Genomic DNA, 11,849 nt, shown 5'->3' on the forward strand with positions numbered 1-11,849 from the left:
GATGGCCCGCGGCGGGCTCGACCTTCACGACGTCGGCGCCCGCATCGACGAACAGCTTCCCGCAGTAAGCGCCGGCGATGCGGTCGCTGATCTCCACGACGCGCAGGTCACAGAGCGGAGTAGGTGCTCCGTCACTCACGCGCACAACCTCCCAGGCGTTTCTTTGCCATCCTAGTAACTTTTGCCGGATAGCGATCCCGTAGACCCCAGGTAGCACGGCTATCGCTGTTAACATTGCCACGCAATGACAACATTGGGAATCGGCCCAGAGGCCCGCCGCCGGCTCGGGGCCCGCAGAACGGCTGAGATCGTCGCCGATGAGCTCCGTCGTCAGATCATCGACGGCGAATTGTCCGACGGCGACCTGTTGCCGCGGCAAGAGATCCTCGTCGAGCAGTTCAACGTCAGCCTGGTGTCGTTGCGGGAAGCCTTGCGAATCCTCGAGACCGAGGGCTTGGTGTCGGTCCGACGCGGCAACCGCGGCGGCGCTGTGGTGCATGCGCCTGCCAAGGCGAGTGCGGCGTACATGATCGGTCTGTTGCTGCAGAGCGACACAGTGCCACTCGCCGACCTCGCAACCGCGCTACAGGAACTCGACCCGATGTGCACCGCGCTCGCGGCAAAACGTGAGGACCGCAGCGAGACCCTCATCCCGAAACTCAGGGCAATCAACGACTCGATGGCCGAGCACATCGAAGACGGCGCCAAATTCACCGAGATCGGCGGCCAGTTCCACGACGAGATCATCCGTGGCTGCGGCAACCACACGATGATCGCTGTGGTCGGCAGCCTGGAGACGCTGTGGTCCGGCCATTTGAACCTGTGGGCGAAGGAAACTGCGGCACGCGGGGAATATCCGTCGATGAGTAAACGGCGCATCGCGTTGACCATTCACAACAAGCTGACCGACGCGATCGAGGCCGGAGATGCGGACCGCGCGCGCAAGATTGCCGCCCGCCATATCGCTGACACCCAGACGTATTTCAGCGCAGCCGATCCTGAGCAGCGGATCGTCGCGCTATCGCCGCAGGCGTTGGCCCGGCGCCAGCGCTGAAGGTGCTGTGTGCGTACGGCGTTGATCACCGGTGGCAGCGGCGGCATCGGCAAAGAGTGCGGCCGCAAGCTCGCTGAGCTGGGCTATGACGTCGTACTCACCGCTCGCCGCGAGGAGCCGCTGCGGGCAGCCGCCGAGAAGATGGGGGCTCGTTATGTGGTGGCCGACGCCAGCGATCCGGAGAAATTCGCACCTGCGGTCGAGGCTGCCGGTGCAATCGACCTGGTCGTGCACGCATCAGGAATTCTCGGTGGAACATACGCCCGCAAGCAGACTTTCGACCAATGGCGGGCGACGATCTCAGCCAACCTCGACTCGTGCTTCGTCGTCACGTCCGCGGCGCTGCCTCGGATGAAGGCGGGTTCGCGGTTCGTGTTCATCTCGTCGTCTGCTGCCCACGAACCGATGATGGCGAGGACGGCGTACTCGGCATCGAAGGCGGGCATGAACGCATTCGCGGGCGCGCTGGCTCGCGAGGTCGACCGCGACGGCATCAACGTTCACATCGTGACGCCCGGGCCGGTCGAGACCGAGATGCTGCAGGACGTGCCGTTCGAGATGTATGCGATACGCGCGTCGGATGTCGCCGACGCCGTTGCGTGGCTAGACACACTCGACCCGTCGGTCGACCTACCCGAGATCCGACTGCACGCGATCACCCGCGGCCCCTCGGCACGATCTCCCGTCGTCCCAATGGAAGTCGAGCGCCGGACCACCAAGTGATTTCGGCGCGCTAATCGACGGTCAGCGCACGTAAGCGCGCCGAAATCGCTAGATCTCGCCGGGGAGTGCTTTGACGGTCGACGGCAGCCCGTAGAGCGCGGTCGCGTTGCCGCGCATGATCCGCTCCCGCTGCTCTGCCGGGAACCGCCGGATCGCCCAGTCCGGAGCGTCATAGCTCCAGTGCGGGTAATCCGTGGAGAACATGATGCAGTCGCCGAGGTCCATCATCTCGATGTACTCCCGGTACTCCACCACGTTGACCTCCTCGAGTGGCTGCGTGGTGAACCGCACATGCTCGCGGACATAATCGGACGGCCTGCGCCGCACATGAGGCAGATCGGCTTTGCGGTGTTCCCAGATTCGGTCCATGCGCGACATCACCGGCATGGCCCAGGTGAAGCCGCCCTCGACGAAGACGACTTTCAAATCGGGATGCCGGTCGAATGCGCCGTCGAACACCAGGCTCATCAGATGTGACACGTACAGCAGCGGCCATGACGCGAAGAAGTCGTGCCAGTGAGCCGGGTTACCGACGGGGTAGATCGGAATCAGCTCGTAGGGTGTCTGTCCCATCAGGTGGGTCGCCACCGGAAGGCCGTTGCGGGCGGCGGCCTCATACATCGGGTCGAAATGTGGACTGCCAAAAGATATTCCCCGAGTCTGGGGTGTCATCAGCACTTCGGCCATGTACGGGTGGCCGGCCCACCGCTCGATCTCCCGGGCGGCCTGGCCGGGATCCTGCGCGGTGACGCTGATCGCCCCGCGCCAACGGCCGTGCCAGTTGTTGTCGCCGAGCCATACATCGGCCAGCCAGTCGTTGTAGGTGGCCTTGAGCACGTGTTCGGCCTGCGGCAGCTGGGCGTCGCACATCGGCTCCAGCACGGCGATGCTGACACCGGCGTCGACCAACAGCTGCTTGGCGGCGAAGTCGGGATCGCTGCCCGCCGCTCCCCCGCGCGGCGGCGATGCGTCCACACGCAGCGAACTCGTCTTGTAGGCATCAGGTGTGTCATAAAAGTACGACATGGGCGACACAGCGTTGCCGGTCGGCCAGAGCTTGTCCTTCCACTCCGGCGGCGCATAGGACTTGAGCACCGCACCCGACACCGGCAGCGGATGCACGTCGGTGTCGACGATCGTCACCGCAATATCCTGCGCGACAGCGTCTTCCGTGCGTTCGACCGTCGTCATTTGCTACTTCCTTCCACCTTCGCCGTCACGCCGTAGGTGTCACTTGCGTTGCGCCACAGGACCTTTTCCCGCTGCTCGCCTGACAGGCCCGCAACAGAAGTGTCGGGGTCAGACGCCGACCAATGTGGATAACCCGACCCGAACATCAGCAGATCCGCCTTGTCGGTGAAATCCAGCCACCGCTCGGCCTGGCGTTCGTCGGTCGGCCCGTCCAACGCGGACGTGCAGTAACGGACATGGTCGGCAAGGTATTCGCTCGGATAACGGTCCACCCACGGCGTCTGGTCACGCATCGACATCCAGAACGTGTCGAGCCGCCACATGAGGGGGGTGAGAAGGTCGTAACCGCCGTCGGCGAAGACGAATTTCAGGTCGGCATGCCTGCCAAAAACGCCCTCGATGATCAGCGTCGCGAGGTGGACGAACGAGTTGAGCGGCATGAACGCGGCATAGCCGGGATAGGTGGAGGTGTGTCCGGCGAAGGTCGGCGCGTAGTCCACACCGTTGCCGCCGTTGATGTGCACCGCGACGGGTAACCCGTGCCCGGCGGCCGCCTCCCAGATCGGCTCGAACACCGGCTTTCCGTAGGGCTCCCGCGATTGCATCGGAACGCCGACCTGCACCATTTTCGGATGGTCTGCCAGGCGTTCGATCTCGCCGACCGCACCCTTGGCGTCTTCGGGATTGACGCGGATGGTCCCCAGGAAGCGTCCGGTGGCGTCGGGCTCGAGCCAACGATCGATCAGCCAGTCGTTGACACCGGCGCAGATCCGGCTGTTGAGCAGATAGTCGGCGATGTTGCCCCGCGTCAGCGGATTGAGGATCGCGCAGTCGGCGCCGCCGTCGTCGAAAAGGTGCCTGGCCACCGTATCGGGGTCAGACGCCGGATAGCCGTCGCCGTACAGATCTTCGCGGTAATCGCCGCCCGGTGCCTGATACCACTGCTGCTCGACGTCGGGGATCGCGCGCAGCTTGTGCGCGGGCGACAGATAGCGGCGGATCTCGGAGTTGTACCGGAAATGCGGCTGAACGTTGGTGTCGATGATCATGCGCCGACCTCGCAGGCTCCGCCGGCGCATACTGTGCTGTCGATTCGCTCGCCAGCTTCGCTCATGCCGTCAGGTACACCTGTCCGTCGTCGACATCCACTTGATACGTGCGGACCCGCTTCTGCGGGTCGGCCAGGTTGACCCCGGTGGTGATGTCGAACTCCCAGTTGTGCCATGGGCACCGAGCGATCTGGCCTTCACGCACGTAGCGGACCTGGCCGGGCGCGTCGGGCGCGAACTCGGTGGTGCCCACGACGTAGCCCGCGCACAGCGGCGCGCCCTCATGTGAGCAGTAGTTCGCGATTGCATAGACCGACCCGTCGATGTTGTAGACACCCACGCCGAACTGGCCTGCCTCGACCAGCTTCATGGTCCCCGGGGGCAGGTCCTCGATCGCACACACAGGACGGCGTTGCATCCACGACCCCTTTTCCTTGACCTAGAATACTAAAATAGTAAAGATAGAGCGACCGACCCGCTAGACGCTGCGCCGGGAGGCACGTGTGACCATCAGCACCGATTCGCAGGATCCGTCCAGCGCCCCCGACTTGGTGAACGATCCCTATCCCTACTTCGAGCACATGCGCAGAACGGCGCCGGTATGGCGCGGCACGCTCATGGAGAGCGATCTGATGCCCGACGAGCTCAAGGTCGAGGAAAACTGGACCTTGTTCGACTTCGAGAGTGTCTTCGCCGCGTTCCGCGAGGACACGGTGTTCGCATCCGAGATGTACAACCAGACGATCGGCCTCGTTTTCGGGCCGACGATCCTCGGCATGCACGGCAAGGAGCATCACGACCATCGCAGCCTGGTGAGCAAGGCTTTCAAACAGAGTGCGCTCAACAAGTGGGAACCCGAGGTGATCGACCCGATCTGCGATCAGCTCGTCGACGAGTTCAAGAACGACGGCGGCGCCGATCTGGTCAAGGCGTTGACATTCGAGTTCCCGACCCGTGTGACCGCTGCGCTGCTTGGCCTGCCCCAGGAAGATCTGGAGATGTTCCGACGGCTGTCGCTGCAACTCATTTCGATCACCGAGGACATCGAGGCGGGCCTGACGGCGTCGGTCGAATTGGGCACCTACTTCCAGGAGCAGGTCGATCAGCGGCGCAGCACGATGACCGACGACGTGATCGGCGATCTGGTCGCCGCGGAGATCGACGGCGAGAAACTCACCGACGACGCGATCATCTCGTTCCTGCGGTTGCTCCTGCCCGCCGGGCTGGAGACAACATACCGTTCCTCGGGGAATCTGTTGCAGCTGCTGCTTACCCACCCCGACCAGCTGCAGGCGTTGCAGCAGGATCGGAGCCTCATGTCGGCTGCGATCGAGGAAGGGATCCGATACGAGACCCCGCTGGTCCTGGTGATGCGAAACACCACCCGCGACGTCGAGATGCACGGGACGACTGTTCCCAAAGGCGCACAGGTGAATCTGTGCATGGGGTCGGCCAATCGCGACGCACATCGTTGGGAGCACCCGGACGCGTTCGACATCCACCGGCCGCGACGTGCGCACATCTCGTTCGCGGGCGGGATCCACAGCTGCCTCGGCATGCATCTGGCCCGCGTGGAAACCAAGGCCATGCTCAACAGCCTCTTCGATCGGGTGACGGACTTGCAGTTGATCGCAGACGTCGACACCAAGATCGTTGGCATGCCGTTCCGTTCGCCCAAGCACCTGCCCGTGACATTCCGCCCCCTCGCATGAGGACCCGTGCGGCGATCCTGCACGACATGGGCCAGCAGTGGTCGGTGGAGGATTTTGAACTCGACCCACCCAAGGCCGGCGAGGTTCTGATCGAGATGGCCGCCGCCGGGCTGTGTCATTCCGACGAGCACATCCGCAACGGCGACATGTCCGTGCCCAACGACGTGATGGAGTCGTTCGGCCTCCCCGGCATGTTTCCGATGATCGGCGGCCACGAAGGGTCGGGAGTGGTGGCCGAGGTCGGCGAGGGCGTCACCGAGTTCGCGCCTGGCGACCACGTAGTGACGTCGTTCGTGGCGGTCTGCGGGCAATGCCGATGGTGTAGCTCAGGCATGGAGTACATCTGTGACATGGGTGCGCAGGTGATGATCCCCGGTATGCCCACCGACGGCACCTTCCGCCACCACACCGCGGACGGTCGCAATCTCGGGCACCTGTCGAAGGTCGGCGCTTTCTCCCAACACACGGTCGTTTCCACTGATTCCATCGTCAAGATCGACCCGCATCTGCCGTTGCTGCCGATGGCGCTGTTGTCGTGCGGGATTCCGACCGGATACGGCTCCGCGGAGAACCGCGCGAAGGTGATGACCGGGGACACCGTCGTGGTCATCGGGGTGGGCGGAATCGGTACCGGGGCGGTCCAGGGCGCGCGGATCAACGGGGCCGCGCACATCATCGCCGTCGATCCGGTAGAGTTCAAGCAGAAGTCGGCGCTGAGCTTCGGTGCCACGCATAGTGTCTCGAACACGGATGAAGCCGCCGACCTGGTCCGCGGTCTGACGCACGGCGTAATGGCGGACAGTGTCATCGTCTCCCCCTCGCTGATTTCCGAGCACGACGTTCAGGCGGCACTGAGCCTGACGCGCAAGGGCGGCACCTGTGTTCTGACGGGCATGACCGCCACCACGACGAATTCCATTTCGATCAACCTGCAGGAGTTCATCCTCTGGAACAAGAGCCTGGTCGGCACCGTACTGGGATCGTGCAACCCGCGGGTTGACGTCGCTCGGTTCGCCAAGCTCTATGAGGCGGGACTACTCCAGCTCGACGAGATGATCACCCGGCGTTACCGGCTCGACGACATCAACGAGGGTTATCGCGACCAGCTGAGCGGCGAGATTGTGCGCGGCGTCATCGATTTCTCGCTCTGATCACACGATGCGCGACGTACGGCCCTGCCAATAGCGCTCGCGGATCCGCCTCTTGTACAGCTTGCCGTTCGGGTCGCGTGGCAGCTCGGCGTCGAATTCAATGGTGCGCGGGCACTTGTAGGCCGCGAGATTCGCTCGACAATATTCGATGAGCTCTGCCTCGAGTTCCGGAGCGGCCTGCACTCCTTCGACCGGTTGCACGACAGCCTTCACCTCTTCGCCGTACTCGTCATTCGGCACGCCGAATACCGCTGCGTCCAACAGCTTCGGGTGCATGACCAACAGATTCTCCGCCTCTTGCGGGTAGATGTTCACCCCGCCCGACACGATCATGAACGTCGAACGGTCGGTGAGGTACAGGTAGCCGTCCTCGTCGATATAGCCCATGTCACCCAGCGAACGCCATCCGCGATCGTTGGACACCGATGCCGTCTTCTGAGGGTCTTTGAAATATTCGAACTTCGGCCCGCCCTCGAAGTACAGCTCGCCGGATTCGCCGACGGGCAGTTCGGCACCATCCTCGCCGACGACGTGTACGGGACTGAACGGCTTGCCGACTGAACCAGGGTGGGCGAGCCATTCGTCGGGGCCGATGATCGTGCCCGCGAATCCCTCAGTGCCACCGTAGTACTCGTGGATGATCGACCCGAACCAGTCCATCATCCGATGCTTGACGTCGACCGGACATGGCGCGGCGGCATGGATGACACACTGCAGGCTGGAGACGTCGTAGCGTTCGCGAATCGACTCCGGCAGCTTGAGCATCCGCAGGAACATGGTCGGCACGAACTGGGCATGTGTGACGTGGTGCTCCTCGATCAGGCGCAGCACGGTTTCGGCGTCGAACCTGGGCATCAGAATCGAGGCGGCTCCTACCCGGTGCACCGCCATCGTGTAGTTGATGCCTGCTGCGTGGTACAGCGGCGCCGGAGACAGATACACACTCGACGAACTCATGTCGTATCGCTGCGTCAGCGAGTGCTCGAGCACTTTCTGCGCCCACGATCCTTGGCCGTCCTCGGGTAGCGGGCGCCGAACGGCTTTGGGTCGGCCGGTGGTGCCCGACGAGTAGAGCATCTCGGACCCGTCCGCAATCGCTGGAGCCGCATCGCGTTCAGTTACGGCATCGTCGTAAGGCCGCCACCCCGGCAGCGGAGCGCCGACACTGATGTGCACGTCGACACCGTCGTTGACAGCGAGGATCCGCTCCCCGAGCTCGGCCATCGACGCGTCGATGAAGACTGCCCTCGCGTCGGAGTCGCCGATGACGTAGGCCACCTCGTCGGGCGTGAAGTGCGTGTTCACTGCACTGTAGTACAGCCCGGAAAGCTGGCAGCCCCATGTGATGTCGAAGAACTCGGGGCGGTTCGGCAGCACCAGTGCCACCCCGTCGCCGCGTCGCAGCCCCGCCTTGTGCAGCAGGGCGGCGACGCGTTGGCTCCGTTCGAACAACTCGCCGTACGTGACCGTGGCGCCGTCAACGACGATCAAGGCCGGTGAGTCGGGGTCACCCTCCGCGTGGTCGGCGAGGTTCGCCACTGAACGGTCCTACGTAGCCGCGCCGTCTGACGCGGCCGCAGCCTGGCGACGCGCATGTTCGGACGGCAGCACCTTGTCCTTGAACACCTGCTGGATCAGCTGCTGCACGTCCTTGCTGATCGACGCGAGCGCGACCAGGTCGTTGGAGCTCTGCCAGTGCACCCGCATGCCCATCAACTCCCAGGCCCGCTTGAGGTTGGCCTTGGTGAGCATCAGCGTCGTCAGCGGAGCCTGGGCGATGTGGCGGGCGATCGCATCGACGCGCGCGTCGAGGTCCTCGCGCTTGACCACCTCGTTGACGAGGCCCACTTCCAGCGCCTTCTTGGCGTCGATCACCTCTGCTGTGAAGAGGTAATAGGCGGCTCGGCGCCAGTTCATGAAAACCCACGGCTCGATGGAACATTCGCCCGACGGCATGCCGAAACCCTGCAACGGCGGATAGGAGAAGTACGCATCGTCGGATGCGATCACGATGTCGGTGGTCAGGCCCATGTGGGTGCCGCCACCCACGCAGTAGCCGTGCACCTGCGCGATAGTCGGCTTGGAGAACTCCCACAGGTTCAGTGTCGGCTTGACGAAGAGGTCGGACTGCGCCTTCCAGGGGTGGCCTGTGATCATCGCGTTCTCCACGAACGCCGGATAGTCGGTGGCGTTGTCACCGATCGCATGTCCGGAGCAGAAGCCCTTCCCGTTGGCCTTCAGCACCAGCACCTTGATGTCGTAGTCACGATCGGCATCGAGCAGGGCGGCGTCCACCTCTTCGGCGAGCTTCTGGTCCTGCGCGTTGGCCTTCTCGGGCCAGTTCAAGGTGATCTTCGCGATCGGTCCATCCTTCTGGTAGATGATTCTTTCGCGAGTCTCGTTCATATCCATATGTCCTCCTGGCGATTTCGTTATGACGTGATGACGCCGATTTCGGCGCCGATGTCGTAGGTTGTGCCCACCGATCCCGTCCACTGCACGGTCCCCGATGCACCCGCTTCGATTTCCTGTTCCACCTTCTCGGTGGCGATCACATAGATCGGTGTTCCCTCCGCTACATGCTCGCCGTCGCCGACGAGAAGTTCGGTGAGCTCGGCTTCCGAGACGGCCACCGATACACGTGGGATACGGATGACGAACTCAACCATCGGCATCCGCTTTCTCCAACGTCCGCGCAACAGCTTCGACGACGCGCGCCGCCGACGGATAGATCTGCGCTTCGAGCGTCGGCGCGGCGGGTGTCGGGACAAATCGTGCAGCCACCCGCTCGATGGGCGCGGCGAGGTCACCGAAGCATTCGGCCTGGAGGACCGCGACGATCTCCGCGCCCGGGCCTGCGAACTCGACCGCGTCGTGCACGACCACCGCACGGCCGGTCCGTCGCACCGACTCGACCATGGTGTCGACGTCGAGCGGCACGAGAGTGCGCAGGTCGATGACTTCGGCGCTGATGCCTTGTTCATCCAATGTCTTGGCGGCGGCGAGCGATTCGAGCACGCTACGGCCGTAGCTGATCAGCGTGACATCCGAGCCGGGTCGCTTGACGTCGGCCTGACCGAGGGGAATCCGGAAGTCCGGATCGGTTGGCACCAGACCCTTCTGGGCTTGAAGCCGGATCGTCTCGACGAACAGGCACGGATCCTCGTCGAAGATCGCCGATGACAGCAGACCTTTACCGTCGCGCGGGGTGGAGGGCACGATGACCTTCATCCCAGGGATGTGCATGAACCAGGCTTCCAGCGTCTGGGAGTGCGTCGCTCCCGTCGCGAGACCGCCGTAGACCTGGGTGCGCACGGTGATCGGCGCGGTCGTCCGGCCAGCGGTCATGAACCGCAGTTTGGCGGCGTTGTTGATCAGCTGGTCCGCCGCGATGCCGATGAAGTCCATGATCATGATCTCCGCGACAGGCAGCAGCCCATCGATCGCGGCACCGATGGCCGCTCCGACGATCGCAGCTTCGGAGATCGGTGTATCGAGCACGCGGTCATGGCCGTATTTCGTCGACAACCCCGCCGTCGGGCCGGACGCACCCGGATCTGCGATGTCCTCGCCGAGCAGGAAAACCCGGTCGTCGGCGGCCATGGCCTGATCGAGCGCGAGGTTCAGCGCCTCGCGCATCGACATCTCTTTTTCGTCCATGGCCTTCCTCAGACGGGATACTTGATCGGGGTGGCGTACACGTCTCGGTCGAGTTCGTCGGCCGACGGTGGCTCCGCCGCCAGCACCGTCTTCAGCGCTTCCTCGACCGCGGTCAGCGCGCCCTCGTCGATGCCGCTGAGCTCGTCGTCCGACGAAAGACCTTTGTCGATGAGCCTGCGGCGGAACGCGGGTACCGGGTCGGCAGCCATCGCCGCCTCCAGCTGGTCCTTCGGGATGTAGGGCATCCGGTCGCCGAAGTAGTGCCCTCGGAACCGGAACGTCTCACACTCGATGAAGGTGGGTCCCTGGCCGCCGCGGGCTTTGCCGATGGCCTCGGCAAGCGCATCCGCGACCGCAAGCGGGTCGTTGCCGTCGACTCGGACGCCGGGCATGCCGTAACCGGCCGCGCGGTCGGCGACATGCTTGATCTTCATCGTGTCCGTGGTCGGCGTCATCTCGGCGTACATGTTGTTCTGGCAGACGAACACCATCGGCAGATCCCACAGCGCGGCCATGTTCGCCGCCTCGTGAAACGAGCCGGTGTTGGTCGCGCCGTCACCGAAACTGACGACCGTCACCCGGTCGAGCCCCTTGCGTTTGGCGGCCATCGCCAACCCGACACCGACCGGCGGCCCCGCGCCGACGATCCCCGTCGACAGCATCACACCTTTCTCGGGTTTGGCGATGTGCATGGTGCCGCCCTTACCGCGGCTTGCACCGACGGTGCGGCCCATCATCTCGCCGTAGATCTCTTCCAGCGGAACGCCTTTGCCGATCAGGTCGTGCAGACCGCGGTAGGTGGTCACCAGCTGGTCGTCTTCGCGCAGCGTGACACCCATTGCCGCAGCGATGGCCTCCTGGCCGCGCGACGGCCAGTACACGCACATGAACTCGCCGGTACCGATGCCCTTGGAGAGCCGGTCGTCGGCGGCCTTCATCAGCACCATCAATGCGTAGATGCGCCGCTGCACCTCGGCCGACGGTGTCATTTCTGGTACGACCCGATCTCCCGATAGACCTTGGGGATCGGCGGCGTCTCCATGTTGAGCAGTTCCAGCGACGACATCTTGCCGCTCCTGCCGAGCTCGCCCAGCCGGCCGACGACCGCGTCGAGGTCGTCGCACTCGAGTTCGTAGATGGCGATGAACGGACCTTCGCCGTCGGTGGGGGCGAAGCGGCGCGCGGAGACGATCCCGTCGACGGAGCAGATCTCAGCGAGATGAGTGTCGTTGTACCACTTGTGGTATTCCTCTTCGCGGTCCGGTGAAACCGGCCTCGTCTCCAGGTAGATGATCCCTTTGGCCATCCT

General features: G+C 64.0%; 14 protein-coding genes. 4 read left to right on the top strand and 10 right to left on the bottom strand.

Annotated features, from left to right (window positions below):
* On the bottom strand, window positions 1-139 hold a 139-nt coding region (locus QOJ24_RS19220), incomplete at its 3' end, for a CoA transferase (protein ID WP_526264201.1).
* A 105-nt stretch (window positions 140-244) separates the two neighbouring features.
* On the opposite strand from QOJ24_RS19220, the gene QOJ24_RS19225 reads away from it, so the two are divergent.
* Window positions 245-1,054 (top strand): FadR/GntR family transcriptional regulator, encoded by an 810-nt coding sequence (locus QOJ24_RS19225; protein WP_526264080.1) that lies wholly within the window; start codon window positions 245-247, stop codon window positions 1,052-1,054.
* A 9-nt stretch (window positions 1,055-1,063) separates the two neighbouring features.
* Window positions 1,064-1,777, top strand: coding sequence for an SDR family oxidoreductase (locus QOJ24_RS19230; protein WP_526264082.1), 714 nt, complete (start codon window positions 1,064-1,066; stop codon window positions 1,775-1,777).
* A 48-nt stretch (window positions 1,778-1,825) separates the two neighbouring features.
* Here QOJ24_RS19230 and QOJ24_RS19235 read toward each other — a convergent pair whose 3' ends face one another.
* From QOJ24_RS19235 to QOJ24_RS19245, 3 genes are all read right to left on the bottom strand, one after another.
* Window positions 1,826-2,968, bottom strand: a complete 1,143-nt coding sequence (locus QOJ24_RS19235; RefSeq protein ID WP_526264084.1) for an amidohydrolase family protein — start codon at window positions 2,966-2,968, stop codon at window positions 1,826-1,828.
* The gene (locus tag QOJ24_RS19240; RefSeq protein WP_526264086.1) at window positions 2,965-4,017 is read right to left on the bottom strand and encodes an amidohydrolase family protein; all 1,053 of its coding nucleotides are present in this window, start codon (window positions 4,015-4,017) and stop codon (window positions 2,965-2,967) included. The genes QOJ24_RS19235 and QOJ24_RS19240 overlap by 4 nt, the downstream gene beginning before the upstream one ends.
* A 61-nt stretch (window positions 4,018-4,078) precedes the next feature.
* Window positions 4,079-4,435, bottom strand: coding sequence for a Rieske (2Fe-2S) protein (locus tag QOJ24_RS19245; protein WP_526264088.1), 357 nt, complete (start codon window positions 4,433-4,435; stop codon window positions 4,079-4,081).
* Between the two features lie 85 nt (window positions 4,436-4,520).
* Here QOJ24_RS19245 and QOJ24_RS19250 point away from each other — a divergent pair, with 85 nt between their 5' ends.
* Window positions 4,521-5,729, top strand: a complete 1,209-nt coding sequence (locus QOJ24_RS19250) for a cytochrome P450 (RefSeq protein ID WP_526264090.1) — start codon at window positions 4,521-4,523, stop codon at window positions 5,727-5,729.
* Window positions 5,726-6,880, top strand: coding sequence for a Zn-dependent alcohol dehydrogenase (locus tag QOJ24_RS19255; RefSeq protein WP_526264092.1), 1,155 nt, complete (start codon window positions 5,726-5,728; stop codon window positions 6,878-6,880). The genes QOJ24_RS19250 and QOJ24_RS19255 overlap by 4 nt, the downstream gene beginning before the upstream one ends.
* Here QOJ24_RS19255 and QOJ24_RS19260 read toward each other — a convergent pair whose 3' ends face one another.
* Genes QOJ24_RS19260 through QOJ24_RS19285 form a run of 6 tightly spaced genes read right to left on the bottom strand, consistent with a single transcriptional unit; the run spans window position 6,881 to window position 11,846 of the window.
* Window positions 6,881-8,419 carry an AMP-binding protein gene (locus QOJ24_RS19260; protein WP_526264094.1) on the bottom strand — a complete coding sequence of 513 codons (1,539 nt, stop codon included), beginning with the start codon at window positions 8,417-8,419 and terminating at the stop codon, window positions 6,881-6,883.
* A gap of 9 nt (window positions 8,420-8,428) precedes the next feature.
* Window positions 8,429-9,292: an enoyl-CoA hydratase/isomerase family protein gene (locus QOJ24_RS19265; protein WP_526264096.1), complete on the bottom strand. Its 864-nt coding sequence runs from the start codon at window positions 9,290-9,292 to the stop codon at window positions 8,429-8,431.
* A 20-nt stretch (window positions 9,293-9,312) separates the two neighbouring features.
* Window positions 9,313-9,549 (bottom strand): biotin/lipoyl-containing protein, encoded by a 237-nt coding sequence (locus tag QOJ24_RS19270; protein WP_526264098.1) that lies wholly within the window; start codon window positions 9,547-9,549, stop codon window positions 9,313-9,315.
* Window positions 9,542-10,540 (bottom strand): alpha-ketoacid dehydrogenase subunit beta, encoded by a 999-nt coding sequence (locus QOJ24_RS19275; protein WP_526264100.1) that lies wholly within the window; start codon window positions 10,538-10,540, stop codon window positions 9,542-9,544. Before QOJ24_RS19275 ends, QOJ24_RS19270 begins: the two co-directional genes overlap by 8 nt.
* Window positions 10,541-10,548: 8 nt before the next feature.
* On the bottom strand, window positions 10,549-11,529 hold the full coding sequence (locus QOJ24_RS19280) for a thiamine pyrophosphate-dependent dehydrogenase E1 component subunit alpha (RefSeq protein ID WP_526264102.1): 981 nt from the start codon (window positions 11,527-11,529) through the stop codon (window positions 10,549-10,551).
* Entirely contained in the window at window positions 11,526-11,846 is a 321-nt protein-coding gene (locus QOJ24_RS19285; protein WP_526264104.1) for a hypothetical protein, read from the bottom strand. Before QOJ24_RS19285 ends, QOJ24_RS19280 begins: the two co-directional genes overlap by 4 nt.
* Window positions 11,847-11,849: the final 3 nt, after the last annotated feature.

It is taken from the genome of Mycobacterium sp., from assembly GCF_032159775.1.
Taxonomy (GTDB): Bacteria; Actinomycetota; Actinomycetes; order Mycobacteriales; family Mycobacteriaceae; genus Mycobacterium.